This is a genomic window from Streptomyces sp. NPDC002265, assembly GCF_040296125.1.
In the GTDB taxonomy this organism is placed as follows: Bacteria; Actinomycetota; Actinomycetes; order Streptomycetales; family Streptomycetaceae; genus Streptomyces.
This window is the reverse complement of the sequence record NZ_JBEOWS010000109.1, coordinates 1-25,917: the sequence shown is the minus strand read 5'-3', so window position 1 is coordinate 25,917 and position 25,917 is coordinate 1. Positions and strand designations below refer to the sequence as shown.

Genomic DNA, 25,917 nt, shown 5'->3' with positions numbered 1-25,917 from the left:
GGCGCCCCGGGGGGGCGGACCGGGGGGGGCGCCCCCGCCGCCGTGCTGGCCACCCCCCCGAGCGGGTGTCCCCCCGCGGGGCCGCCCCCGGGGGCGGCGCCCGCCCCGCCCCCCCCGCGCCCCGGGCCGGGTGACGACCAGCCCCTCGGCGGCGAGCTGGGCGAGTGCGCGCGAGACGGTCACCGGACTCACCCGGAACCGCTCCACGAGCGCCCGGCTCGATGGCAGCTTTCCACCTGGAGAGTAGCGGTCGAGCTCTCTTCGCAGCTGTTCCGCCAGTTCTCCTACGCTGCTACGCTCATACATGAGAGCACAGAGTAGCGCTACTGCCTCGACCCGGATAGCGGTCGACACCCCCGCCCCGGACGGCACATCCGTCGGCACCCCTTCCCCTGGTCGCTCCGCCCCGGGTTCCGCCGCGGGCCCGGCGCAGGCCGCCCTCGGTGTCGTCGCCTTCTCCCTCACCTTCCCGGCCACCGTCTGGGGCCTGGAGGGCTTCGGACCCTGGGCCCTGGTCTCCGTGCGCAGCGTGCTCGCGGCGCTGATCGCGGGCGGCGCGCTGCTGGCCCTCCGGATACCGCTGCCCGCCCGCCGGCACCGGCCGGGGCTCGCGGTCGTCGCCGCCGGGGTCGTCCTCGGCTTTCCGCTGCTCACCACCCTCGCCCTGCGCACCTCCAGCACCGCGCACGCCGCCGTCGTGGTCGGCCTGCTCCCGCTGACGACCGCGCTGCTGTCCGCCCTGCGCGTCGGCGCCCGGCCCTCGCGCACCTTCTGGGCGGCGGCGCTGGCGGGCGCCGCCGCCGTGGTCGCCTTCACCGTGCAGCAGAGCGGCGGCGCCCTGACCACCGCCGACCTCTACCTCTTCGGGGCGCTGCTGGTGTGCGCGGCCGGGTACACCGAGGGCGGCCGGCTGGCCCGTGAGCTGCCGGGCTGGCAGGTCATCGGCTGGGCGCTGGTGCTGTGCCTGCCGCTGACCGTGCCCGTGGCCGCCGTGGCCCTCGTGCACCAGCCGCCGCACCTCGGCGTGCACAGCGTGGCCGGACTGCTGTGGGTCGCGGCCGGCTCGCAGTTCCTGGGCCTGGTCGTCTGGTACCGGGGGATGGCCGCCATCGGCATCCCGAAGGCCAGCCAGTTGCAGTTGGCGCAGCCGCTGCTCACACTGGTGTGGTCGGTGCTGCTGCTCGGCGAGCACCTCACGCCGGCCGCCCCGCTGACGGCCGCCGCCGTGCTCGTCTGCATCGCCGTCACCCAGCGGGCGCGCGGCTGAGCGCGCACTGGTGAGGAGGCCCGTAGATGCGCGCAACCAAAGGCGACCGGCTTGTCCAGCACGGCAGGGTGGTCGGCCAACACGACCAGGTATCGGAAGTCGTCGAGGTGATGGGCACGGAGGGCAACCCGCCCTACCGCGTCCGCTTCCCCGACGGACACGAGGCAGTGATGTCCCCCGGCCCCGACTGCGAGGTCAAGCACCCCGACAAGGAGCGGTGAGTCAGCGCGGGGGCCTTGCCGGCTGCCTGTAGTGGTCGGCGACCACCCGCGCCATCGCACCGACCGGGTCCGCCGCCACCTCCCGGGCGGCGAAGAAGACATGGCCGCGCACCTGCGGGAGATCCGCGGCGAGCGCGAGGTGGCGGGAGAGTTCGGCCGGGTCCTGCCAGGCCGCGGGCTGGGCCGGGTCGCCGGCCTTGTACAGCGCCTCCCCGGCGTACAGGTCCGTGCCCGTCCCCCGGGCGACCTCCGCCCACCAGGGCAGCAGCTTCGCGTAGTCGGCTGCCGGCAGGCCGATGTTCCAGTACAGCTGCGGGACCAGGTAGTCGATCCAGTGCTCGCGGACCCATCTGCGGGTGTCCGCGTGCAGGTCGTCGTACGTCTGCACGCCCGCGCCTGTGTCGGAGCCCAGCGGGTCGGTGGCGGCGTTGCGCCACACCCCGAAGGGGCTGATGCCGAACCGGGCGCCGGGCCGGGTCCGCCGGATCCGGTCCGCGGTGCCCCGCACCAGCCGGTCGACGTTGTCGCGGCGCCAGGCGGCCCGGTTGGGGAAGGCGCCGCCGTGGGCGTCGTAGGCGGCGTCGTCGTCGAAGGACTGGCCCGGCATCGGGCGGGGATAGAAGTAGTCGTCGAAGTGCACCCCGTCGACCGGGTAGCGGGCGACCGCGTCGAGCATCGCGTCCTGGACGAAGGCGCGCACCTCGGGCAGACCCGGGTTGTAGTAGAGCATCCCGCCGTACGCCACCACCCAGTCCGGGTGCCGCCGGGCCGGATGGGCGGCGACGAGCCGCGCCGGGTCGGTGTCGAAGGCGATGCGGTACGGGTTGAACCAGGCGTGCAGCGCCAGCCCCCGGGCGTGCGCCTCCGTGACGGCCGTGCCCAGCGGGTCCCAGCCGGGATCGCGGCCCTGGGTGCCGGTCAGGCATCGCGACCAGGGCTCGTACGGAGAGGGCCACAGCGCGTCCGCCGTCGGCCGCACCTGGAAGATCACCGTGTTCAGGCGGTTGCGCACCGCCGTGTCCAGGTGCGCGACCAGCTCCGCGCGCTGCGCGGCCGCCGTCAGTCCGGGGCGGGAGGGCCAGTCGCGGTTGCCCACCGTCGCCAGCCACACGCCCCGCATCTCCCCGGCCGGGCCGCCCGCCGTGCCGCCCGCCGATCCGGGCGCGCGCCGCCGGTCCGGCTCCACCGGGCCGGCCCCCCGCTCAGGCTCCTGGGCCCCGGTCCGCCGTCCCGTCGGCTCCGTCCTCGTCGCGCCCGTCTCCATGGCGGCCGTCAGCGCCGTCAGGGCCGCCAGCGCGACCGTCCGCCGGGTCGGTCGGCCCATGCTTCGAGCACCCCCTGCGCCATGGAACCGCGCGGTCACGGAACGTCTTGGCGCCAAGGATGCCGCACCCGGACGATCGATCATCGATACTTGGCGGTAACGTGCACGGACGGAGCAGGCACCGAACCCGGCAGTCCTGCCACCGTCGTGGATCAGCGCAGCGAAAGGGACGATGTGACCGACATCGAACGCGTCGGAGTGGTGGGCTGCGGCCAGATGGGAGCGGGCATCGCCGAGGTCTGCGCCCGCGCCGGTCTGGACGTCAAGGTCGCCGAGACCACCGGCGAAGCCCTGGAGTACGGCCGTACCCGGCTGTTCTCCTCCCTGTCCAAGGCCGCCGAGCGCGGCAAGATCACCGAGGAGGAGCTGGCGGCGACCCAGGCGCGCCTGAGCTTCACCACCGACCTCGGCGAGTTCGCGGACCGCGATCTGGTGATCGAGGCCGTCGTGGAGAACGAGCAGGTCAAGACCGAGATCTTCCAGGTCCTGGACCAGGTCATGACCCGGCCGGACGCCATCCTGGCGTCCAACACCTCCTCCATCCCGCTGGTGAAGCTGGCCGTCGCCACCTCGCGGCCGGACCAGGTCGTCGGCATCCACTTCTTCAACCCGGCCCCGGTGCAGCAGCTCGTCGAGCTGATCCCGGCGCTGACCACCTCCGAGGGCACGCTGAGCCGGGCGCAGCTGTTCGCCGAGAAGGTGCTCGGCAAGCACGCCATCCGCGCCCAGGACCGCTCCGGCTTCGTGGTCAACGCGCTGCTGGTGCCGTATCTGCTCTCCGCCATCCGGATGTTCGAGTCCGGCATCGCCGGCCGCGAGGACATCGACAACGGCATGGAGATGGGCTGCGCCCACCCGATGGGCCCGCTGAAGCTGTCCGACCTGATCGGTCTGGACACCATCGTGTCGATCGCGAACAGCATGTACGCCGAGTACAAGGAGCCGCTGTACGCCGCTCCCCCGCTGCTCCAGCGCATGGTCGACGCGGGCCGCCTGGGCCGCAAGACGGGCTCGGGCTTCTACACCTACGGCTGATGCGGCAGTCGGCCGGCGGCCGACTACACCGAGCTACGCCACGCGGGCCCGGCACCTGGGAAGGTGCCGGGCCCGCGGCATTCACACACCGTGTGCACGGCGGGCCCGCATATGCCGCGCGCACACTCTCCCCATGCGTCGACCAGGCGAGTTGACTCTTCATGCACATGCAAGGGATGTGAGACGACTACGGAAAGGAGCGGACAGATGACCGCCGATCCCGAACATCCCGTCGTCCATGGAGAACTCGCAGAGTTACGACGCCGCCTCGATGTGGCGTGCGCCCGCGTCGAGGGCGGGCTGGCTCTGCTCACCCACCGCACCGAAGAGACCGTCAAGGAACTCGACGAACTGAGCACCCGGCTCGGCTCGCTGGAACACGCACGCTGGCCACTGCCCTCGATCGCGGCCGTCACGGCGGTCGGCGCACTGGCCGTGACGGTCTGGCAGGCCCTCGGCCACTAGGTCACGTCCGGGACGCCCTGGGGGATTCAGGGCACGGCGTCCTGCCCGAGCCTGAGATGGTGCAGCAGCAGTAACGCGGCCGCCATGTTGGCGGCCGGGACCTCACCGCGGGCGACCATGTCGGGGACGAGCTTGAGCGGGACCCATTCCCGGCGGTCCGACTCGAAGTCGTCCACGGGATGCCCGACGAACTCCCCCTCGTCGGCCCAGTAGATGTGGTGCCGGGCGTCGGTGAGCCCGTTGGACGGCTCCACGCTCATGAGGTGGTGCAGAGGTCCCGGCCGCCAGCCGGTCTCCTCCTCCAGTTCCCGGGCGGCCGCTTCGGCGATGTCCTCGCCGTCCTCGACGACACCCGCGGCGAGTTCCCACCCCCAGCTGTCGGTGATGAAGCGGTGGCGCCACAGGAGAAGGACCTCGTTGGCCTCGTTCACCACCGTGGCCACGGCGACGGGCCGCAGCCGTATGAGGAAGTGGTCGAGATGCCGGCCGTCCGGAAGTTCGACATCGGCGAGATTGACCCTGAACCAGCGGTTTTCATACACAGTTTGTTCGTTCTGTTTCGTCCACTGCACGGTTCTGCCACCTTCCGCTGAGTAAGTGGCAATATCGCAGCAGGAGCAGCCGGACAGCAGGCGCACGGCGAGCGGCTCCGCGCGCCCCCCATGGACGCGGGCGCCGGTCCCGGCCGGGTCGCACCGGCGGAAATACGGGGGCTTACAGCGGTACGCGCAGTGCCCCGTCGATGAGCTCGGCGGCCTCGGCCGTACCGGCCACGCCGCTGCGCACCAGGTTCTCGCGCACCGCGCGCAGTCTGTCGCGCACGCGCTGGGACTCCATCCCCCGGGCCTGCTCGGCCATCCGCACCGCCGTGGCCAACGCCTCGTCGACGTTGCCCCGGCGCAGTTCGATCGTGCTGAGCATCGCCAGCCGGTGCACCCGGCCCCGGTCGTGGGCGGGGTTGTCCACGGCGGCCGCCGCGTGCTCCCGGGCGGCGGCCAGCTCACCGAGGCTGAGCAGCGCCTCCGCCACCTGGACGTTGACCAGGCCCGGCTGCACATAGCCGGTCTCGTCGGGCTCGTGTCCGCGCCGGATGCGCTCGGCGGCCGCCTCGGCCCGCCGGATGCAGGACAGGGCGCTCGTGCCGTCACCGAGGTGGGCGTACGCCTTGGCCTGCATCGCGTACAGATCCGAGGCGAGCGCGGGGGTGATGTGCCGTCCGGCGGTGCGCAGCGCGGCCTCGGCGAAGGCGACGGCCTGACGGTACTCCCGCATGAACAGCGACTGGTTGACCAGCAGCGCGATCACATAGGCGCCAAGTCCCCGGTCCCCGCTGGCCTTTGCCAGTCTCAGAGCTTGGTGGAAGTAGCGCTGGGCCAGTCCGTGCGCGTCGGAGTCGTACGCGCAGATGCCGGCGACCGCCACCAATCCGCCGGTGGACCGGTGGAGTTGGCGGCCGGTGGCGTCGGTGTAGCTGCCGCGCAGCAGCGGGGCCGCCTCGGCGTTGAGGAAGCCCACGATCCGGCTGCGGGTCGCGACACCGCCGGCCTTGCGGTACATCTGCTCGTAGTGGGTGCGCGCGGCGCGCAGCATCTCGATGTCGGCCGAGGTGACCCGGTGCCGGCCGCCGCGCGAGACGTCCACGTCCTCGGGCGGGTTCTCCCACTCCCACACCGGCATCACGGCGGGCGTACCGGTGACGGCGGGGGCGCCCAGGACGTGCGGGCGCTGCTGTTCGTCGGAGCGCCACAGCGCGGTGGCCCGCTCCACGAAGCCGGAGAGGGTGCCGTGCGGGGCCGACGGCTCGCCCGGGACACCGAGGCCGATGTCGTCGAGGGTGACCGGCCGGTGCAGCCGTGCGGCCAGCACCTCGCAGATCAGGTCGGGCACCTGGCCGCGCGGCCGCTGCCCCTTCAACCACCGGGCCACGGCGGTGTGTTCGTATCTCAGCGCCAGTCCACGGGCCCGTCCTGCCTGGTTGACATGCGCGGCCAGCCCGGCATGCGAGACCCCCGCCTCGTCCAGGATCGCGTCGAGCAGAGTGTTGGGCTGCATGGGTGTCCCCCGGTGGATCCGTGCCGACAGAGTAGTGGGTACCGCTTCACACGGGGTGCGAACGGAGTGCGCGAAGCCGTGCTGTGCGTGCGCTGTTGAGGAGAGTCCCGGCCCGGTTGACTGAGATGCCTCGCAAGAGGCCGGCCGGGCCGCCGGCTCCCCCTCGAAAAGTACGGCGGCCCGCTTCCGCGCCGTCCGCCCGGCTGCCTGCCCGACACTCCGTGGCGGGGCGGACGGCGGCGGAACGGCGCCTCGGGGCTAGAGGTGGTTCGTCGGCTGGGGGTCGGTGGGCGCAGGCCCGGCCCGCGCCGTGGAGCCGTACGTGTCGCTGCCGCGCGGCCGCGCGCAAGTGGGGCCGCGCAGCCGTTCGTTGCGCAGGACGAGCAGGGCCACGTCGTCGGCCGGGCGGTGACCGCTGTGCCGGCGCAGCGCGGTGAAGACGGAGCGCAGCACGGACTGCGGGGTGGCCGGGTGGTCACGAACCGCCGCGGCGATCGCGCCGGGCAGGCAGAAGAACCTGCCGCGGCTGTCGCGTGCGTCCTGTGCCCCGTCCGTGTGCAGCACGAGCGACTCGCCCGGCAGCAGATCTCCCAGGCACTGCGCGGGAAGGTCGTCCGGCAGCGGGAACGGTCCGAGCGGCGGCAGCGGATCCGGGCCGGCCAGCGGTTCGACCCGGCCGCCGCTGACCAGATACGGCCACGGGTGACCGCAGTTCAGGGCCCGTACCTCGCCGCCGCGGCCGATCTCCAGTAGCAGTACGGTGACGAACTCCTCGGCGACCGGGGTGTCCGGCGGTGCTCCGGCCGAGGGGTGCTCGGCGCGGGCCTGGGCGCGCAGGTGCCGGGCGAGCGCGCGGTCCAGACGGCGCAGCACGCCGCCGAGTTCGGCCTCGTCGTGCACGGCCTCGCGGAAGCTGCCGAGGACGGCGGCGACGGTGCCGAGCGCTCCGATGCCGTGGCCGCGGACGTCGCCCATCACCACCCGGACCCCGTGCTCGGTGGCGAGCGCCTCGTAGAGGTCGCCGCCGACCGAGGCGCCGCGGTCCGCGGAGAGCTGGGCGGCGGCGACACCGAGGCCGTCGAGCCGCGGGGGCAGTGGCCGCAGCAGCACGTTCTGCGCTGCGCCCGCGACCCGGCGGGCTTGTCTGAGCTCGCGCAGCAGGGTCCCGCGGACATGCAGGACCAGTCCCGCGCCGACCGCGAAGAAGACCGCGCTGCTGATGACCCGTGCGCCCAGCCCGTTCTCCTGGGCGAGCGGACAGGCCAGCTTGTATGTGATCGCCACGGCGCCCCACATGGTGGGCAACCCCAGTGAGAGGGTCCTACGCAGCGGCAGCCTGATGCGGAACATGTCGATGGCCCCCCATCCAGGCCCTGACAGCGCAGACCGAAACCGGCCCCGAATGGCCGGTTCGATTCTGTCGACCGCATTCCCGCCCGACCCGGGACCCCGACAGATCTCACCCGATCGAGTGAGATAGCCAAAAAAGCACCCCAAAGGGGCGCGGGGAACTGCGCGACGAGCCACCAACCACCCGCAGCCGACGGCCAACCCGGAGCCCAAAGGGGGCGCGGGGAACTGCGCGACCAGCCACCAACCACCCGCAGCCGACAACCGACCCGCAGCCCGGAAAGGGGCGCGGGGAACTGCGCGACCGGCCACCGACAACCCGCAGTCGGCAGACGACGCACAGTTCCCCGCCGGGAACTAACTCCGCAGCGCCGCCCCGGTACGCTCAGCGGCCAGCGCCACCGCGGCGTCCCGAGCGGCCGACGCCTCGTCGACCGTCAGCGTCCGGTCGGCGGCGCGGAAGCGCAGCGCGTACGCAAGGGACTTGTGGCCCGCGCCGAGTTGCTCGTCGTTCTCGTAGACGTCGAACAGCCGGATGGCTTCCAGCAGTTCACCCGCACCGTCGCGCAGCGCGGTCTCGACGTCCGCGTGCGGGACCGACTTGTCGACGACCAGGGCGACGTCCTGGGTGGCGACGGGGAAGGTGGAGATGGTGGGCGCCTGCGGGGTGTCGTCGCCGACCTCCTCCAGGGCGTCCAGGTTCAGCTCGGCCGCGCTGGTGCGGGCCGGCAGGCCGAAGGCCTTGACGACGCGCGGGTGCAGCTCACCGGCGTGGCCGACGATCCGCTCCGTACCGTCGGCAGTGACGACGGCCAGTTCGGCGCAGCGGCCCGGGTGCCACGGCCCGTACTTGCCGCCCCGCACGATCAGCTCGGCGCCGGCCTCACGGGCGACGGTCCGGGCGGCCTCGACCGCGTCGGCCCAGTCGGCCGGGCGGCCCTTGCCCCACCAGCCGGCCTGCTCGCGGGCGCCCGCGAGGACGACGGCGACATGGCGCGGCTGCTCGGGCAGCGCCGCGTCGAGGGCGGCGATCTCCTCCTCGGTGGGACGCCGGTCCACGGGCGGCGAGACGGCGAGCCGCTGCTCCGCGCGCGGGTGGAAGACCAGCCCGGTCTCGAAGAGCGCCAGGTCGTGCGAGCCCCGGCCGTCGTTGCGGCGCAGCGCGCCGAGCAGGCCCGGCAGCAGCGACGTGCGCAGCGCGGGCTCCTCGTCGTTGAGCGGGTTGGTCAGCTTCACGACCCGGCGGGCCGGGTCGGCGGCGTCGAGGCCGAGCTGGTCGAAGACCTGCTCGCCGACGAACGGGTAGTTCGGCGCCTCGATGTAGCCCGCGCCGGCCAGGGCCCGGCCGACCCGGCGGTGCAGCCGCTGCCGGTGGGTCAGGCCACGGCCCGAGGGGAGCTTGGGCAGGGTGGAGGGCAGGTTCTCGTAGCCCTCCAGCCGGATCACCTCTTCGGCCAGGTCGTTCGGCTCGGTGAGGTCGGGCCGCCACGACGGCACGGTGACGAGGAGCTCGTCCTGGCCGTAGACGTCGCAGCCGATCTCCTGGAGCCGGCGTACGACGGTCTCGCGGCCGTAGTCCACGCCCGCGACCTTGTCCGGGTGGCCGGCCGGCAGGGCGATGGTGTGCGGCGCGGACGCCGCGATCACCTCGGTGACGCCCGCCTCGGCCGTACCGCCGGCGAGCAGCACCAGCAGGTCCACCGTGCGCTGGGCGGCGGCCGCCGCGGCCTGCGGGTCGACACCGCGCTCGAAGCGCCGGGACGCCTCCGAGGACATCTTGTGCCGGCGTGCCGTGCGGGCGATCGACACCTGGTCGAAGTGCGCGGCCTCGATGACGATCTCGGTGCTGGCGTTCTCGACGTCGGCGTGGTCGGCGATCTCGGTGTTGGCGCCTCCCATGACACCGGCGAGGCCGATCGGGCCGCGCTCGTCGGTGATCACCAGGTCCTCGGCGTGCAGCTTGCGCTCGACGCCGTCGAGGGTGACGAGCTTCTCGCCCTCCTCGGCCCGGCGCACGCCGATGGTGCCCTGGACCAGGTTGCGGTCGTAGGCGTGCAGGGGCTGGCCGAGCTCCGTCATCACGTAGTTCGTGACGTCGACGGCGAGCGAGATCGGGCGCATGCCGACCTTCTGGAGCCGGCGGCGCAGCCAGATCGGGGAGCGGGCCTCCGGGTCGAGACCGGTGACGGTGCGGGCCGTGAAGCGGTCGCAGCCGGCCGGGTCGGAGACCTGGACCGGGTAGCCGAACGCGTTGGGGCCCGGGACGTCGAGCAGCGCGGGGTCGCGCAGCGGCAGACCGTAGGCGATGGCCGTCTCGCGGGCGACGCCGCGGATCGACAGGCAGTCGCCGCGGTTGGCGGTGACGGCGATGTCGAGGACCTCGTCGACCAGCTCCAGCAGCTCGATGGCGTCCTTGCCGACCTCGGTCTCCGGCGGCAGCACGATGATGCCGTGGCTGCCGTCGTCGCCCATGCCCAGCTCGTCGCCGGAGCAGATCATGCCGTGGGAGGTCTTGCCGTACGTCTTGCGGGCGGCGATCGCGAAGTTGCCGGGCAGGACGGCGCCGGGCAGCACCACGACGACCTTGTCCCCGACGGCGAAGTTGCGGGCGCCGCAGACGATCTCCTGGGGCTCGCCGGTGCCGTTGGCGGTGCCGACGTCGACCGTGCAGAAGCGGATCGGCTTCTTGAAGCCCTCCAGCTCCTCGATGGTCAGCACCTGGCCCACGACCAGCGGGCCCTTGAGGTCGGCGCCGAGCTGCTCGACGGTCTCGACCTCCAGGCCGGCCGAGACCAGCTTCTCCTGGACGTCACGGCCGGTTTCGGTGGCCGGCAGGTCGACGTACTCCCGCAGCCAAGAAAGCGGGACCCGCATCAGATCTCCATCCCGAACGGCCGGGTGAACCGGACGTCACCCTCGACCATGTCTCGCATGTCTTCGACGTTGTGGCGGAACATCAGCATCCGTTCGATGCCGAACCCGAAGGCGAAGCCGCTGTACTTCTCCGGGTCGACGCCGCACGCGGTCAGCACCTTGGGGTTGACCATGCCGCAGCCGCCGAGCTCGATCCAGCCCTCGGAGGAACAGGTACGGCAGGGCCGGTCGGGGTTGCCGACGGACTCGCCGCGGCAGACGTAGCACACCATGTCCATCTCGGCGGACGGCTCGGTGAACGGGAAGAAGTTCGGCCGCAGCCGGGTCTTCATGCCCTCGCCGAACAGCGACTGGACCATGTGGTCCAGGGTGCCCTTGAGGTCGGCCATGGTCAGGCCCTCGTCCACGGCGAGCAGCTCGACCTGGTGGAAGACCGGGGTGTGGGTCGCGTCCAGCTCGTCGGTGCGGTACACCCGGCCGGGGCAGATCACGTACACGGGCAGCTCGCGCCCCAGCAGGGAGCGGATCTGCACGGGCGAGGTGTGGGTGCGCAGCACGACACCGGACTCGGTGCCGCCGTCGCCCGCGGCGGAGCCGCTCCGGGACGCGGTCTGCACGAAGAACGTGTCGGCCTCGCCGCGGGCCGGGTGGTCCGGGCCGATGTTGAGTGCGTCGAAGTTGAACCACTCGGCCTCGGCCTGCGGGCCCTCGGCGACCTCGTAGCCCATGGCCACGAAGACGTCCTCGATGCGCTCCGAGAGCGTGGTCAGCGGGTGCCGGGCGCCGCTCGGTACCCGGTCGTGGGGCAGCGTGACGTCCACCGCCTCCTCGACCAGCACCCGGGCGTCGCGCTCGGCCTCGAGCTCGCTCTGGCGGCCGGCGAGGGCCTTGTTCACGGCGCCCCGGGCCTGGCCGACCAGCTTGCCCGCGGCCGCCTTGGCGTGCGGAGGCAGGGCGCCGATCTCGCGGTTGGCCAGGGCCAGGGGCGAGGTGCCGCCGGTGTGGGCGACCTTGGCCTCCTGGAGCGCGTCGAGCGAGTCCGCGGCGGCGAAGGCGGCGAGCGCCTCGTCCCGCATGCGCTCGATCTCTTCCGGTTTCAACGCCTCGACCTCTACAGGGTCGTACGACTTATTCGGTGCCGACATCTCTTCCCGTGCTTCCGGTTGGCTGGCTGAAGGTCCCCGTCACCGACTCGCTCGAAGAGCCGCCCCGGGACACAAAGGTGCCAAAGGCCGAGTCTAACGGGGTGAGGACGAACGAATGCGCCCGCGGGCTGCTCAGACCAGGTAGGCCGGCATGCTCACGGGCAACGTAAATCGGAACTCCGCGCCGCCGCCGGGCGCTCGGCCGACCGTGATGAGGCCGCCGTGGGCCTCGACGATGCCCTTGACGATGTAAAGCCCCAGGCCCGTGCCGCCGCGCTTGCTGCCCCGCCAGAAGCGGGTGAAGACGCGGTTCATGGACTCCTCCGGGATGCCGGGGCCCTCGTCACTCACTGTGACGGACGTGCCGATGTCTTCCCCCTCGCGGGGGGACGCCGAGGGCGTGACGTCAATCGTGACGGTTCCCTCGCCGTGCCGCACGGCATTTTCCAGCAGGTTGCTCAGCACCTGGTCGACCTTGTCGGGGTCGGCCCACAGCGCGGGCAGCGGCTGCTCGATCCGCAGCAGGAAGCGGTCGGCGGGCTGGCCTGCGGCGACGTACGCCTGGATGTGGCGGCCCACGGCCGCGCCCATGTCGACGGGCTGGCGGCGCACCTCAAGCCGGCCGGAGTCGATGCGCGAGATGTCCAGCAGTTCGGCGATGAGCCGGGTGACGCGGTCGGCGTCGGCGTCGACGGTCTCCAGCATCAGCCGCTTCTGGTCGTCGGTGAACCGTTCCCACTTGGCCAGCAGGGTGGCGGTGAATCCCTTGACGGAGGTCAGCGGCGAGCGCAGTTCGTGGGCGACGGTCGCGATCAGCTCGGCGTGGCTGCGTTCGGTGCGGCGGCGCGCCTCGGTGTCACGGAGGGTCACGACCAGGCGGTGGAGCGGGCCGGTGGGCCGGGTACGGACGTACCGGGCGGACACCAGCACCTCCCGGCCGCCGGGCAGCAGCAGGTTGCGCTCGGGCTGGCGGACCCGGATGGACAGCCCGCCGTAGGGGTCGGTCAGCTGCCACCAGCGCCGCCCCTCCAGGTCCTCCAGCGGCAGCGCCTTCTCCAGCCGCTGCCCGAGGGCGTCGGCGGCGGGGGTGGCGGTGATGCGGGCGGCGGCGGCGTTGAAGCACACGATGTGCCCGTGCTCGTCGGCGATCACCAGGCCGTCGGGCAGCTCGTCGGGGTCGATGCCGGACCCGGCGGTATCACCGCAGCGGGAGGCGGGGACATGGCCCGCCGCGCTCGCTTCCGGTGCGCCGCTCGTGCCGACATTCATCCCGGTACCCCACCTCTCTGACGGCATGGGGCTCCCCCTGCCGACGCGCAGCCGAGAGCTCGGGGGATGGCCCCCGGGCTGGTCACCCTACTAGCTCTCGGTGACGGAGCGGCACCCTCCGGAGGCGCGCTGTGCACGGGCCGACGCATAGAGACATACGGCGGCCGCGGTGGCGAGGTTCAGGCTCTCGGCCTTTCCGTGGATCGGCACGCGCACGACGGCGTCGGCGAGTGCGCGGGTCTCCTCCGGGAGCCCCCAGGCCTCGTTGCCGAACACCCAGGCGGTGGGTCCGCCCATGGTGCCCTGGTCGAGTTCGTCGTCGAGGTCGTCGTGGCCGGCTCCGTCGGCGGCGAGAATGCGTACGCCCGCGGCCTTGAGTCCGGCCACGGCCCGCTCGACGGGTACGCCGACGGCGACCGGGAGGTGGAAGAGGGAGCCGACGGAGGCGCGCACGGCCTTGGGGTTGTACACGTCGACGGAGGCGTCGGTCAGGACGACCGCCTCGGCTCCGGCGGCGTCCGCGCAGCGCAGCACGGTGCCGGCGTTGCCGGGGTCGCGGACGTTGGCGAGGACGGCGACGAGCCGGGGGCGGGCGGCGAGGATCTCCTCGAAGGGGGTGTCGAGGAACCGGCAGACCCCGACGAGTCCCTGCGGGGTGACGGTGGTCGAGATGTCCTCGATGACCTGCTCGTCGGCGAGGTGGACCCGGGCGCCGGCGGCGCGGGCCTGCCCGACGATGTCGGCGTAGCGCTCGGCGGCCTCGACGGTGGCGAACAGCTCGACGAGCGTGGGCACCGCGTCGCTGCGGTGGCCGGCGGCCTCGCGCACGGCCTGCGGCCCCTCCGCGAGGAACAGCCGCTCCTTGCCCCGGAAGTTCCGCCGGGCGAGCCGCCGCGCGGCCGAGACGCGGGGCGAACGGGGGGAGATCAGCTCGGGGGCGGCGGGAGGCATGGGGTTCACCTTCGAAGAGTCCAGGGGTTCTTGTTCGCTCCGCCGGGGGCCCGGATCGGCCGGAGGCCCGGACGGGACTCGGGACCCGGACAGGGTCGGCGGCCGGACGGGGCTCGGGACCCGGACAGAACCGGCGGCCGGACGGGTCCTGGGCCGGCGTGCAGACAGAGTCGGACCCGCCGGGGGGGGGGGGCGGCGGGGGGTGGGGCGGCCGGCGGGGTGGGTGCCCCCCCCGCTGTTGAACCCCCCTCCCTCGCGTGCGCCGGGGTCAGTCGCGCGAGTTGCCGAACAGCAGGCGGTAGGCGATCAGGAGCACGAGCGCTCCGCCGATCGCCGCCGCCCAGGTGGCGCCGTCGTAGAAGCTCTTGGTGATCGGGTGGTCCAGCCAGCGGGCCGATATCCAGCCGCCGAGGAACGCGCCCACGATGCCGATCACGGTCGTACCGATGAAGCCGCCCGGGTCACGGCCCGGCAGCAGGAACTTGGCGATGGCTCCGGCCAACAGCCCCAGGATGATCCAGCTGATGATGCTCATGCCGTGAACCTGCCCCTCCAGGTTGTGCTTGCACTGTCCCGGCGCTGTGACTTTCTTCCGGCCGGACTGTGTCCCGCCGTTCTCGTCGCGCCCGTTCGTGATGTGTCGGCCAGGAAGACGCCGACGCGCCTTCCGGTGGTTGCGACGGTCAGTAGGGTGCCGCCCATGACACAGTCCGGCTCTGAACTGCGGCGAACGCTGGGCGTGGGCGATGCCGTCGTCATCGGTCTCGGCTCGATGATCGGCGCCGGCGTCTTCGCGGCCCTGGCGCCCGCTGCGCGCGCGGCCGGTTCCGGGCTGCTGCTCGGGCTCGCCCTGGCCGCGGTGGTCGCCTACTGCAACGCCACCTCGTCCGCCCGGCTCGCGGCCCGGTATCCCGCCTCGGGCGGCACGTACGTGTACGGGCGCGAGCGGCTCGGGGCGTTCTGGGGGTATCTCGCGGGCTGGTCGTTCGTGGTCGGCAAGACCGCCTCGTGCGCGGCGATGGCGCTGACGGTGGGCACGTACCTCTGGCCGGGGCAGGCCCATGCGGTGGCGGTGGCGGCCGTGGTGGCGCTGACCGCGGTGAACTACGGCGGCGTCCAGAAGTCGGCGTGGCTGACGCGGTCGATCGTGACGGTGGTGCTGGCCGTGCTCGCGGCCGTGGTGGTCGTCTGCCTGGGGTCCGGGGCGTCCGCCGCCGGACGGCTGGGCACCGGTGCCTCCGGGGGCGTGGGCGGGGTGCTCCAGGCCGCCGGACTGCTGTTCTTCGCGTTCGCCGGGTACGCGCGCATCGCGACCCTCGGCGAGGAGGTACGGGATCCGGCGCGCACCATTCCGCGGGCGGTCCCGCTGGCCCTCGGCATCACGCTGGTGGTGTACGCGTGCGTGGCGGTGGCCGCGCTGTCCGTGCTGGGGCCGGACGGGCTCGCGCGCGCCGCGGCACCTCTGGTGGACGCGGTACGGGCGGCCGGGGTGCCGGCGCTGGTGCCGGTGGTCCGGGCCGGGGCGGCCCTGGCCGCCCTGGGGTCGCTGCTCGCGCTGATCCTCGGTGTCTCGCGGACCACGCTGGCCATGGCCCGGGACCGGCATCTGCCGGGCGCGCTGGCCGTCGTGCATCCGCGGTTCCGGGTACCGCACCGGGCGGAGCTGGCCGTGGGGGCGGTGGTCGCGGTGCTCGCCGCCACGGTGGACCTGCGCGGCGCGATCGGCTTCTCCTCCTTCGGCGTACTGACGTACTACGCGGTCGCCAACGCCTCGGCCTGGACCCTCGACCCGGCCCCGGCGGCCCGGGTGGTGCCAGTGGCGGGGCTGCTGGGGTGCGTGGTGCTGGCGTTCGCGCTGCCGTGGGGATCGGTGGCGGTGGGCGCGGGCGTACTGGCCGCGGGGATCGTCCTGTACGGCGTACGGCAGTGGCGGCGGCGAGGGTGACGACGGCGACCGTGCGGCGGTGAGGTGTGGCGGCGCGGTGAGGTGTGGCGTTACGTGGATTCCGGGGATGTTCGTCTCCGGATGTTCCCGATCACGCCACAAGGCTGCCGCAGCTCACGGTCGGGCGCTCCGCCCGCCCATACTTGGCCGGAACGGACGGTGTCCGCGCAGCCACCTGGGGAGAGGTACTGATCATGAAGCTGTTCAACCTGTTGCTGAACATCCTGTGGCTGGTCTTCTGCGGCATCTGGATGGCCATCGCGTACACGATCGCCGCCCTGATCTGTTTCGTACTGATCATCACGATCCCGTTCGGGATCGCGTCGCTGCGCATCGCCGGGTTCGTGCTGTGGCCGTTCGGCCGGACCACGGTGGAGCGGCCCGGCGCCGGAGCCGCGTCGTTCATCGGCAACGTGATCTGGGTGATCTTCGCGGGCTGGTGGCTGGCCCTGGCGCACCTGGTCACCAGCATCCCGCTCTTCCTGTCGATCATCGGCATCCCGTTCGGCTGGGCCAACCTGAAGCTGATCCCGATCTCGCTGATGCCGCTGGGGCGGGAAGTGGTGTCGACGGACGAGGGTTTCGGCGGGCGCTGACCGGGGCCGTGCGCGGCGGGCGCCGGCGGGCGCCGGCCGGGCTGATCCAAACGACAGGCCCTACGCCCGGCGGCCCGCCATCCGCTCCAGCCGGGCGATGCGCTCCGCCATCGGCGGGTGGGTGGAGAACATCTTCGACAGTCCCTGGCCGGGCCGGAACGGGTTCGCGATCATCATGTGGCTCGCGGTCTCGATGCGCGGCTCGGGGGGCAGCGGCAGTTGCTTGGTGCCCGCGTCGAGCTTGCGCAGGGCGCTGGCGAGCGCTATCGGGTCGCCGGTGAGCTGGGCGCCGGAGGCGTCCGCCTCGTACTCCCGGGAGCGGCTGATGGCCAGTTGGATGACGGTGGCCGCGAGCGGGCCCAGGATCATGATCAGCAACAGGCCCAGGAAGCCGGGGCCGTCGTCGTCGTTCGAACGGCCGACCGGGATGAGCCAGGCGAAGTTGACCAAGAACATGATCACCGACGCGAGGGCGCCGGCGACGGACGAGATCAGGATGTCGCGGTTGTAGACGTGGCTGAGCTCATGGCCGATGACTCCGCGCAGCTCGCGCTCGTCCAGGATCCGCAGGATGCCCTCGGTGCAGCACACGGCGGCGTTGCGCGGGTTGCGGCCGGTCGCGAAGGCGTTCGGGGCCTCCGTCGGGGAGATGTACAGGCGCGGCATGGGCTGGCGGGCCTGGGTGGAGAGCTCGCGGACCATGCGGTACAGCGCCGGGGCCTCGAACTCGCTCACCGGGCGGGCACGCATCGCGCGTAGCGCCAGTTTGTCGCTGTTCCAGTACGCGTACGCGTTGGTGCCGAGAGCGACGACGACCGCGACGATCAGGCCCGTACGGCCGAAGAAGCTGCCGATCAGGATGATGAGTGCGGACAGTCCTCCGAGAAGGACTGCGGTCCTGAGCCCGTTGTGCCGGCGGTGCACGGTACGCCCTCCAAGTGGTGCAGCAGGGGAACCCTTTGCTTGCTGTCTCCGATGCCACTGGTGTCGTGTCACGTCCAGTGGACCCTCCCGCTCTCGTCAACGCCAGGCGGGAGCGCCGAGTTCCCTTGTGCCCGCGACCGGGCGCGTCCGCCGTCCGGGTGACGGGCCCGCGCGGCGCGCCGGTCTCAGAACAGCCCGGTGGCGGCGAAGCGCAGGACCAGCTGCGGAGCGCCGGACAGGGCGATGCCCAGGACGCCGGTCAGGGCGACGGCGGCGGTGAGGGGAGCCGGGACGCGATGCCGCTCGGGCTCGCCCTCGGGCGCGCGGAACAGCAGCGTCGTCCACTGGAGGTAGTAGAAGAGCGCGATCACCACGTTGACGGCCATCACCACCGCGAGCCAGCCCAGGCCCGCGTCGACGGCCGCCGAGAACACGGTGACCTTCGCGAACAGGCCGATGACGCCCGGCGGCAGTCCGGCGAGGCAGAGCAGGAAGAAGGCCAGGAGCAGGGCGGCCAGGGGGTTCGAGGCGTAGAGGCCGCGGTAGTCCGTGAGGCGGTTCAGGGGGCTCCTGCGGCCGACCAGGGCGGCCACCGCGAAGGCGCCCAGGTTCACGGCCGCGTACATCAGGGCGTACGCGAGCGTGGAGCCCACCGACTTCTGCGGGTCGTCGGAGTACGCGGCGGCGGCGATCGGTACGAGGAGGTAGCCGGCCTGGCCGACGGACGACCACGCGAGCAGCCGTACCGCGCTGTACGCGCGCGTGGCCTGCTGGCGCAGCGCGCCGACATTGCCGACGGTCATGGTGAGGGCGGCCAGCGCGGCCAGCGCCGGGCCCCAGGCGTCGGCGTACGACGGGAGGGCGACGACGGTGACGAGGATCAGCCCGGAGAAGCCGACCGCCTTGCCGACCACCGACAGGTAGGCGGCGACGGGGAGGGGGGCTCCCACGTAGGTGTCGGGCACCCAGAAGTGGAAGGGGACGGCGGCCGTCTTGAAGGCGAACCCGACGAGGGTGAGGACGACGCCGGCCGCGGCGAGCGTGTGCAGGCGGCTGTCGACGTGCTGGATGCGGTCGGCGACCTGGGTGAGGTAGAGGCTGCCGGTGCAGGCGTACACGAAGCTGATGCCCATCAGGCTGACCGCGGTCGCGGTCACCGAGGACAGGAAGAACTTCAGCGCCGCTTCGGAGGACTTCCGGTCGCCGTGCCGGATGCCGACCAGGGCGAACGCGGGCAGGGAGGCGACCTCCAGGGCGACGACGAGGGTGGCGAGGTCGCGGGAGGCGGGCAGCAGGGCGGCGCCCGCGGCGGAGGAGAGCAGCAGGAACCAGTACTCCCCCTCGGGCAGCGCCTTGTCGGCGTCCTTCAGGGTGGTGACGGACAGGAGCGCCGCGAGGAGGGCGCCGCCGAGGACCAGGAACTGCACGACGAGGGTGAAGCGGTCCACGGTGTAGCTGCACACCGCCGGTTCGCCGGTGAGGCAGAAGGTGGAGCGGCCGCCGTCGCGCAGGGGCAGCAGCAGGAGTGCGGCCGCGGCGAGTCCCGCGACCGAGGTCCAGCCGAGCACGGCCTTCCTGGCCTCGGGCAGGAACAGGTCGGCGACGAGGACGGCCAGTCCGACCACGGCCGCGAGGGTGGGCGGCGCGACGGCGAGCCAGTCGACGGACTGGACCACGGACTGGGCGGCGGTCTGTGCCGTGGACTCGGCCAGGGGCTGGGCCGCGGGCAGGGCCAGGACGCTCATCGGGTGCCTCCTGCGAGGAGCTGCTGCACGGCCGGGTCGGTCAGGCCGAGAAGGGCCCTGGGCCACAGTCCGGCCACGACGGTGAGGGCGACGAGCGGGGTCCAGGCCGCGAACTCGTAGGCCTGGACGTCGGCGAGCCGCCCGGTCCGCTGCGGGTCCGACGGGACGGCGCCCATGCAGACGCGCCGCACCACGATGAGCATGTACGCGGCCGTGAGCAGCGTGCCGAACGCGGCGATCGCCATGAAGGTCAGGAAGGCCGGGCGGCTGAGGCCCGCGGCCGGGTCGAACGCGCCGAACAGCGCCAGCATCTCGCCCCAGAACCCGGCGAGGCCGGGCAGGCCGAGCGAGGCGACCGCGGCGAAGGCGAGCAGGCCGCCCAGGCGCGGGGCCCTGCCGTAGAGCGCCGCTCCGGTCTCCTCGGCGAGGGTGTCGAGGTCGGTGCTGCCGGTGCGGTCCTTCAGAGCGCCGACCAGGAAGAAGAGCAGGCCGGTGATGAGGCCGTGGGCGATGTTGGCGAACAGGGCGCCGTTCACGCCGGTCGGGGTCATGGTCGCGATGCCGAGCAGGACGAAGCCCATGTGGCCGACGGAGGAGTAGGCGATCAGACGCTTGAGGTCGCCCTTCGCACCCTGTTTGGCGAGGGCCAGGCAGGCCAGGGATCCGTAGACGATCCCGACGACGGCGAAGGCGGCGAGATAGGGCGCGAAGGTGCTCAGGCCGTCGGGCGTGATCGGCAGGAGGATCCGCACGAACCCGTACGTGCCCATCTTCAGCAGCACGCCGGCCAGCAGGACCGAGCCGACGGTCGGCGCGGCGGTGTGGGCATCGGGCAGCCAGCTGTGCAGCGGCCACATCGGCGTCTTCACCGCGAGCCCGATCCCGATCGCCAGAGCGGCGATGACCTGCACGGATGTGGTCAGCGACCGGCCGTTGTCAGTGGCGAGTGCCACCATGTCGAATGTGCCCGCCTTGATTCCGATCAGGAGCAGGCCGAGCAGCATGACGACCGAACCGAGCAGGGTGAAGAGGATGAACTTCCAAGCCGCCTGAGTCCGTCCGGCGCCGCCCCAGCGGGCGATGAGGAAGTACATCGGGATCAGGACCGTCTCGAAGGCGAGGAAGAACAGCAGCAGGTCGAGGACGGCGAAGGTGGCGAGGGTGCCGGACTCCAGGACGAGCAGCAGTGCGACGAACGCCTTCGGGGCCGGGCCCGCGGGCGGCTTGAAGTAGGAGTACAGCGCGCACAGGAAGGTCAGCAGCGCGGTCAGGACCAGAAGGGGGAGGGAGATGCCGTCGACGCCGAGGTGGATCCGTACGTCGAGCGCGGGGATCCAGCTGATGTCCGTGGTGGCCTGCATCTTCGACGGGTGGTCGTGGTCGAAGCCGAGCGCCAGGACGATCGCGGCCAGCAGGACGACGCCGGTGACGGTCACGCCGTGCCGCAGCACGGCCTGCTCGGGCGACTTCCCCTTCAGTCCGGGCGGGGCCGGCAGCAGGGCGGCGACGGCACCGAGGAGCGGGCCGACGACGACGAACGCCAGAAGGAACTGCATCACGGACTCGTTGATATCGATCACGCCTGCTCACGCTCCCGTGGCGACGAGGACGGCGGCGACCGTCAGGACGACGGCACCGGCGAGCAGCGCGCTCACATAGGTCTGCACATTGCCGGTCTGGGCCCGCCGTACGGCGGCACCGAGCCAGCGGGGTAGGGCGCCCGCGCCACGTACGTAGGTGTCGACGACCTCGCGGTCGAGGAACCGCACGAGGCTCGCACCGGCCTGGACCGGGCGGACGAACAGCACGCCGTACAGGGCGTCCAGGTGGAAACCGGCGGCCGCGTGGCGGTGCAGCGGGCCGAGCAGGAGGCGGCCGGGGTCGGCCGGGTCGGGGGCCCGGGCGATGTCCCCGTAGGCCGGCTCGTGGGCGGCGATGGCCTCGGCCTCGACGAGTCCGGCGTCGCCGCCGGGGTGGGCTGCGACCGCGCCGAGCGGCACCCGGGGGGCGAGGGCCGTGACGCGCTGCCAGGCGCCGTAGGTGACCAGTCCGCCGACCAGGGCGAGGCCCGTGCCGAGGATGGACGTGGTGAGCGTCGGAGTCAGGTCGCGGCCGTCGAACCAGCCGGGCAGTGACGCATAGGCGAACCCGCCGAAGGCGAGGGACGGGACGGCGAGCACCCACAGCACGACGGTCATGCTGAGGGGCTCGCGGACCCGGTGCTCCTCGGCCCGGCCGGGGTCGGCGCTCGAGGCGAGGCCCGGCACCTCGGCGCCCTGTCCGCGGAAGGCGAGCAGCCACAGCCGGGTCGCGTACCCGGCGGTGAGCAGGGCGGTGACCAGGCCGGCGACGAGGACCGTCCAGCCCGCGGCGACGGGGGCGTGCCCGGTGTGGCCGGCGATGACGTGTTCGGCGGCGCCGAGGACGGACTCCTTGGAGAAGAACCCGCTGAACGGCGGGATCGCGGCAAGGGAGAGCAGCGCCACGGTCATCGTCCAGTAGGCGTCCGGGACGCGGTCCCGCAGGCCCGTCATCCGGGACATGGCGGCGAGCGAGTTGGTGCCGGTGGCGTGGATGACCACGCCGGCGGCGAGGAACAGCAGCGCCTTGAAGGCGCCGTGCGACAGGAGGTGGAAGACGGCGGCACCGCGGTCGCCGACGGCGAGGGCGCCGGTCATGTAGCCGAGCTGACTGATCGTCGAGTAGGCGAGGACGCGCTTGATGTCGTCCTGGGCGAGCGCCGCGAGCGCCGCCCCCGTCATGGTGACGGCGGCCATCACGGCGAGGACGACCATGGCCGCCGCGGAGGCCTGGAAGAGCGGAAGGAGCCGGGCGACGAAGTAGACACCGGCGGCCACCATGGTCGCGGCGTGGATCAGCGCCGAGACGGGGGTGGGGCCCGCCATCGCGTCGGGGAGCCAGGTGTGCAGCGGGAACTGCGCAGACTTGCCCGCCACGCCCGCCAGGAGCAGCAGGGCGACCAGGGTCACATGGTGGATGCCGCCACTGGCGACGGCGCCGAGGACCTTGGTGATCTGGAAGGAGCCGGCGTCGGTGGCGAGGGCGAACAGACCGATCAGGAAGGGGACGTCGCCGAGCTTGGTGACCAGGAAGGCCTTCAGGGAGGCGGCGCGGGCCTCCGGTGTCTCCCAGTAGTGGCCGACCAGGAAGTAGGAGCAGATGCCCATGACCTCCCAGCCGACCAGCAGCACCATCAGATCGCCGGAGTAGACGACCAGGAGCATCGCGGAGGTGAACAGGGAGACGAGCGCGGCGTAGGAGGGGTAGCGCGGGTCGTTGTGCAGGTAGCCCGTCGAATAGATCTGCACGCAGGTGGCGACGACGCCGACCAGGATGGCGACGAGGGCGGCGAAGCCGTCGATGTGCAGGGCGAGTTCGATGGGCACCGAGCCGGTGGGCGTGAGTTCGGTGGCGGCGTCGATCGCCCGGCCGCCGCCCTGGCGCACCGCGACCAGTACGGCGAGGACGAGCGCCCCGAGCGTCGGCAGCACGGCGAGCGGGCGGACGAAGCCGGGGGCGGTGCGGCCCAGGAGCAGTCCGGCCGCGGCGCCCAGGAAGGGAAGGAGGGGGACGAGCGCGGCAAGGGTTGTCGTGGTCACGCGGTGGCCTCAGCCTTCTCGCCGGCCATGTCGTCGGCCTTCTCCGCCGCGAGATCGCCGCTGTCGGGGCCGTCCTTGCCGGGGCCCTCGGCGGTGTCGCGGAGCTTGTCGATGTCCGAGGTGCCGCGGTTGCGGTGGACGGCGAGGACGATCGCCAGGCCGATACCGATCTCGGCGGCGGCGATGGCGATGGTGAACAGGGTCAGGGCCTGGCCGGAGTGCAGGGTCTCCTCGGCGGTCCTGCTGAGCCAGACGTCGAATGCGACCAGGTTGAGGTTGACGGCGTTGAGCATCAGCTCGACCGACATCAGGACCAGGATCGCGTTGCGGCGGGCGAGGACGCCGTAGAGGCCGGTGCAGAAGAGGAGGGCGGAGAGCACGGCGGGATAGACGAGGTGCATCAGCGGACGCCTTCCTGGTCGGCCTCGGCGGCCCTCCGGGCCCGGTCCGGGCTGCCGGCGCCGTTCGGCCGTCCGGCGGCGCCGTCCGGGTCAGGGGTGCGTGGGGAAGCGGTCGCCGTCGCGTCCGCCTTCGCCTTGCGGGACAGGACGATCGCGCCGACCAGGGCGGCGAGGAGGAGGACGGAGAGGGCCTCGAAGGGGAGGACCCAGTTCTGGAAGAGGCTCTCGCCGGTGACGCGGGTGGTGCCGGCGGGTTCTCCGTCCAGGTCGATCCAGGTGGCGCGGAAGGCGTCGACGACGACCCAGACCAGGGCAGCCGCCGCGGCCGTGGCCACCGTGAGGGCGGCCCAGCGGTTGCCGGAGTCGGCGTCCGGGGAGCGGCCGATCGGAGCCCTGGTGAGCATCAGACCGAACAGCAGGAGGACGACGACGGAACCGACGTAGATGAGGACCTGCACCCAGGCGATGAACTCGGCCGTCAGCAGGAGGTACTCGACGGCCAGGCCGCCGAGGGTCACCACGAGCCACAGGGCGGCGTGCACCAGTTGCCGGGTGGTGACGGTGACGAGCGCGGCGCCGAAGGTGACCATGCCGACGAGGAGGAAGGCGATCTCCACGCCCGTCGGGGAGAGGAAACCGTGCGGGACGGCGGTGGCGGCGAGGGTCACGGCTGCTCCCCCTGCCGCTCGTCCGGCCGGTCCTGCGCGGCGGTCAGTTTCTCGGCGGTCTTGCGGGCTGCGGCGATCTCCTTGGGTTCCTCCGCCGCCGGGTCCAGGGCCGGCGGGGCCGGGACCGTCCACATCCACTCACGGAGCTTGTCGCGTTCGTGGGTGAGTTCGTGGATGTCGGTCTCGGCGTACTCGAACTCCGGGGACCAGAAAAGGGCGTCGAAGGGACACACCTCGATGCAGATACCGCAGTACATGCACAGGGAGAAGTCGATGGCGAACCGGTCGAGGACGTTGCGGCTGCGCTCGCGGCCGCCGGGGGCCGCGGGCGGGACCGTCTCCTTGTGGGAGTCGATGTAGATGCACCAGTCGGGGCACTCACGGGCGCACAGCATGCAGACCGTGCAGTTCTCCTCGAACAGGCCGATCACACCGCGGGAGCGGGGCGGGAGGTCGGGCTGGACGTCCGGGTACTGCGCGGTGACCGTCTTCTTCGTCATCGTGCGCAGGGTGACGGCCAGGCCCTTGGCCAGTCCGGAGCCGGGGAAGGGGGCCATTAGGAGATCACCACCTTGACGATGCCGGTGAGGGCGATCTGGGCGAGGGAGAGCGGGACGAGGAGGGTCCAGGAGAACCTCTGAAGCTGGTCCTCGCGCAGCCGGGGGTAGGTGACGCGGAGCCAGATCACGACGAAGGCGAGCAGCGCGGTCTTCAGCAGGGTCCAGACCCAGCCGAGGCCGTCGGCGCCCCACGGACCGTGCCAGCCGCCCAGGAAGAGCACGGTGGTCAGAGCGCACAGGACGACGATTCCGGCGTACTCGGCGAGGAGGAAGAGGGCGAAACGCAGACCGGTGTACTCGGTGTACGCGCCGAAGATGATCTCCGAGTCGGCGACGGGCATGTCGAAGGGCGGGCGCTGGAGTTCGGCGAGGCCGGCGATGAAGAAGACGAACGCGCCGGTGAGCTGCCAGGGCAGCCACCACCAGTGGAAGGAGGCCACGATGCCGGGCAGGGAGACCGTGCCGGCCGCCATCGCCACCGAGGCGGCGGCGAGCAGCATCGGCAGTTCGTAGGCGAGGAGCTGGGCGGCGGTGCGCAGGCCGCCGAGGAGGGAGAACTTGTTGGCGGAGGCCCAGCCGGCCATGAGGGAGCCGAGGACGCCGACACCCATCACGGCGAGCACGAAGAAGATGCCCGCGTCGACGACCTGGCCGACCGCGCCCTCCCCCGGCCCGATCGGGATGGCGAGCAGCACCAGGAGGTAGGGCAGGAGGGCCACGGCGGGAGCCAGCTGGAAGACACGGCGGTCCGCGCCCGCCGGGACCACGTCCTCCTTCTGCGCGAACTTCACACCGTCCGCGACCAGCTGGGCCCAGCCGTGGAAGCCACCGGCGTACATCGGGCCGAGGCGGCCCTGCATGTGGGCCATCACCTTGTGCTCGGTCTGACCGACGATCAGGGGGAAGGTGAGGAAGACGCCGAAGACGACGAGGAGTCGCAGGGCGACATCCAGCGCGTCGTTCACTGCGGGCCTCCTTGGGGGTCGGTGGGGGCGTCGGGGGTCGGTTCGTCGGACACGGGATCCTTGCCCGGCGCCGACTTCACCTCGGGCCCGGGAGCGGACTCGGACGCGGGCTCGGGCTCGGGCACAGGCGCCGGTTCGGGAGCGGACTCAGGCTCGGGCGCGGGCGCCGGTTCGGGAGCGGGCTCAGGCTCGGGAGCCGAGTCGGGCTCGGGCTCACGTTCCGACTCAGGCGTCGGTGCCTGCTTCGGCTCGGGAGCCGGCTCGGGCTCGGGCGCAGGCTCCGGCTCGGGAGCCGGGTCCTGTGCCGGCATCGGTTCCGGTTCGTCGAAGGCCGGGCGGGCGTGGTGCCACGGGGCGTCCGAGCTGCGGGGACCGGTGGCGGAGGGCCGGGCGGGCGTGCCCGGGGCCGGAGCCGCGGGGGTTTCGGCGCGCTGGGACGCGGACCCCTCCGTGGCCGAGCGGGAGCGACGCGCTCCCGCCGTTCCCGTGGGTCCTGTCGCTGCCGCTGCGCCCGCTGCTCCCGTCCGCTGCGAGGCGGAC

At 72.6% G+C, this 25,917-nt stretch carries 24 protein-coding genes; 6 read left to right on the top strand and 18 right to left on the bottom strand.

Translation table 11 applies throughout. The features are described 5' to 3' along the window. Positions 1 to 306: GntR family transcriptional regulator (locus tag ABT085_RS46720; protein ID WP_502982767.1), on the bottom strand; the 306-nt coding region annotated here is incomplete at its 3' end. On the opposite strand from ABT085_RS46720, the gene ABT085_RS20435 reads away from it, so the two are divergent. Together ABT085_RS20435 and ABT085_RS20430 are read left to right on the top strand one after the other, a co-directional pair. Next, positions 305 to 1,267 carry a DMT family transporter gene (locus ABT085_RS20435; protein ID WP_351609517.1) on the top strand — a complete coding sequence of 321 codons (963 nt, stop codon included), beginning with the start codon at positions 305 to 307 and terminating at the stop codon, positions 1,265 to 1,267. The genes ABT085_RS46720 and ABT085_RS20435 overlap by 2 nt on opposite strands. Before the next feature lie 26 nt (positions 1,268 to 1,293). Beyond that, entirely contained in the window at positions 1,294 to 1,488 is a 195-nt protein-coding gene (locus ABT085_RS20430) for a DUF1918 domain-containing protein (protein WP_351609514.1), read from the top strand. Between the two features lies 1 nt (position 1,489). Here ABT085_RS20430 and ABT085_RS20425 read toward each other — a convergent pair whose 3' ends face one another. Further along, positions 1,490 to 2,812, bottom strand: coding sequence for a glycoside hydrolase family 10-like protein (locus ABT085_RS20425; RefSeq protein WP_351609511.1), 1,323 nt, complete (start codon positions 2,810 to 2,812; stop codon positions 1,490 to 1,492). A 174-nt stretch (positions 2,813 to 2,986) separates the two neighbouring features. Between ABT085_RS20425 and ABT085_RS20420 the strand changes: the two genes are divergently transcribed. Together ABT085_RS20420 and ABT085_RS20415 are read left to right on the top strand one after the other, a co-directional pair. Continuing rightward, complete coding sequence (locus ABT085_RS20420) at positions 2,987 to 3,847, top strand: 3-hydroxybutyryl-CoA dehydrogenase (RefSeq protein ID WP_351609509.1); 861 nt, start codon at positions 2,987 to 2,989, stop codon at positions 3,845 to 3,847. 207 nt (positions 3,848 to 4,054) lie between these two features. After that, on the top strand, positions 4,055 to 4,312 hold the full coding sequence (locus ABT085_RS20415; protein WP_351609507.1) for a hypothetical protein: 258 nt from the start codon (positions 4,055 to 4,057) through the stop codon (positions 4,310 to 4,312). A 26-nt stretch (positions 4,313 to 4,338) separates the two neighbouring features. On the opposite strand, the gene ABT085_RS20410 is transcribed toward ABT085_RS20415, so the two are convergent. The 8 genes from ABT085_RS20410 to ABT085_RS20375 all read right to left on the bottom strand — a co-directional run bounded on the left by ABT085_RS20410 (position 4,339) and on the right by ABT085_RS20375 (position 14,488). Then, positions 4,339 to 4,884 (bottom strand): NUDIX domain-containing protein, encoded by a 546-nt coding sequence (locus ABT085_RS20410; protein WP_351609504.1) that lies wholly within the window; start codon positions 4,882 to 4,884, stop codon positions 4,339 to 4,341. Positions 4,885 to 5,026: 142 nt separating this feature from the next. Further along, a complete protein-coding gene (locus ABT085_RS20405) occupies positions 5,027 to 6,364 on the bottom strand; it encodes an NsdA family TPR-like regulatory protein (RefSeq protein ID WP_351609502.1) in 1,338 nt (445 codons plus the stop codon). Positions 6,365 to 6,622: 258 nt separating this feature from the next. Beyond that, a complete protein-coding gene (locus ABT085_RS20400; protein WP_351609499.1) occupies positions 6,623 to 7,714 on the bottom strand; it encodes a PP2C family protein-serine/threonine phosphatase in 1,092 nt (363 codons plus the stop codon). Between the two features lie 357 nt (positions 7,715 to 8,071). Next, entirely contained in the window at positions 8,072 to 10,588 is a 2,517-nt protein-coding gene (pheT, locus tag ABT085_RS20395) for a phenylalanine--tRNA ligase subunit beta (RefSeq protein WP_351609496.1), read from the bottom strand. Continuing rightward, a complete protein-coding gene (gene pheS, locus ABT085_RS20390) occupies positions 10,588 to 11,733 on the bottom strand; it encodes a phenylalanine--tRNA ligase subunit alpha (protein ID WP_351609493.1) in 1,146 nt (381 codons plus the stop codon). The genes pheT and pheS overlap by 1 nt, the downstream gene beginning before the upstream one ends. Before the next feature lie 132 nt (positions 11,734 to 11,865). Continuing rightward, positions 11,866 to 13,002, bottom strand: coding sequence for a sensor histidine kinase (locus tag ABT085_RS20385; protein WP_351609491.1), 1,137 nt, complete (start codon positions 13,000 to 13,002; stop codon positions 11,866 to 11,868). Between the two features lie 90 nt (positions 13,003 to 13,092). Then, entirely contained in the window at positions 13,093 to 13,953 is an 861-nt protein-coding gene (locus ABT085_RS20380; RefSeq protein WP_351609488.1) for a TrmH family RNA methyltransferase, read from the bottom strand. Between the two features lie 268 nt (positions 13,954 to 14,221). Beyond that, on the bottom strand, positions 14,222 to 14,488 hold the full coding sequence (locus ABT085_RS20375) for a GlsB/YeaQ/YmgE family stress response membrane protein (protein ID WP_351609485.1): 267 nt from the start codon (positions 14,486 to 14,488) through the stop codon (positions 14,222 to 14,224). A 165-nt stretch (positions 14,489 to 14,653) separates the two neighbouring features. Between ABT085_RS20375 and ABT085_RS20370 the strand changes: the two genes are divergently transcribed. Continuing rightward, a complete protein-coding gene (locus ABT085_RS20370; protein WP_351609483.1) occupies positions 14,654 to 15,898 on the top strand; it encodes an APC family permease in 1,245 nt (414 codons plus the stop codon). Positions 15,899 to 16,092: 194 nt separating this feature from the next. Continuing rightward, complete coding sequence (locus ABT085_RS20365; protein ID WP_351609480.1) at positions 16,093 to 16,494, top strand: YccF domain-containing protein; 402 nt, start codon at positions 16,093 to 16,095, stop codon at positions 16,492 to 16,494. A 60-nt stretch (positions 16,495 to 16,554) separates the two neighbouring features. Here ABT085_RS20365 and htpX read toward each other — a convergent pair whose 3' ends face one another. The 8 genes from htpX to ABT085_RS20325 form a co-directional block, all read right to left on the bottom strand. Continuing rightward, a complete protein-coding gene (gene htpX / locus ABT085_RS20360; RefSeq protein ID WP_351609477.1) occupies positions 16,555 to 17,418 on the bottom strand; it encodes a zinc metalloprotease HtpX in 864 nt (287 codons plus the stop codon). Positions 17,419 to 17,603: 185 nt separating this feature from the next. After that, complete coding sequence (locus tag ABT085_RS20355) at positions 17,604 to 19,163, bottom strand: NADH-quinone oxidoreductase subunit N (protein WP_351609474.1); 1,560 nt, start codon at positions 19,161 to 19,163, stop codon at positions 17,604 to 17,606. Beyond that, on the bottom strand, positions 19,160 to 20,743 hold the full coding sequence (locus ABT085_RS20350; RefSeq protein ID WP_351609471.1) for a complex I subunit 4 family protein: 1,584 nt from the start codon (positions 20,741 to 20,743) through the stop codon (positions 19,160 to 19,162). Before ABT085_RS20350 ends, ABT085_RS20355 begins: the two co-directional genes overlap by 4 nt. Before the next feature lie 6 nt (positions 20,744 to 20,749). Next, complete coding sequence (locus tag ABT085_RS20345) at positions 20,750 to 22,783, bottom strand: NADH-quinone oxidoreductase subunit 5 family protein (protein WP_351609468.1); 2,034 nt, start codon at positions 22,781 to 22,783, stop codon at positions 20,750 to 20,752. Continuing rightward, positions 22,780 to 23,184, bottom strand: a complete 405-nt coding sequence (nuoK, locus tag ABT085_RS20340; protein WP_351609465.1) for an NADH-quinone oxidoreductase subunit NuoK — start codon at positions 23,182 to 23,184, stop codon at positions 22,780 to 22,782. Before nuoK ends, ABT085_RS20345 begins: the two co-directional genes overlap by 4 nt. After that, positions 23,184 to 23,852, bottom strand: a complete 669-nt coding sequence (locus ABT085_RS20335; RefSeq protein ID WP_351609462.1) for an NADH-quinone oxidoreductase subunit J family protein — start codon at positions 23,850 to 23,852, stop codon at positions 23,184 to 23,186. Before ABT085_RS20335 ends, nuoK begins: the two co-directional genes overlap by 1 nt. Then, positions 23,849 to 24,409 (bottom strand): NuoI/complex I 23 kDa subunit family protein, encoded by a 561-nt coding sequence (locus ABT085_RS20330; RefSeq protein WP_351609459.1) that lies wholly within the window; start codon positions 24,407 to 24,409, stop codon positions 23,849 to 23,851. The genes ABT085_RS20335 and ABT085_RS20330 overlap by 4 nt, the downstream gene beginning before the upstream one ends. Further along, complete coding sequence (locus tag ABT085_RS20325) at positions 24,409 to 25,377, bottom strand: complex I subunit 1/NuoH family protein (protein ID WP_351609456.1); 969 nt, start codon at positions 25,375 to 25,377, stop codon at positions 24,409 to 24,411. The genes ABT085_RS20330 and ABT085_RS20325 overlap by 1 nt, the downstream gene beginning before the upstream one ends. Between the last annotated feature and the right edge of the window lie 540 nt (positions 25,378 to 25,917).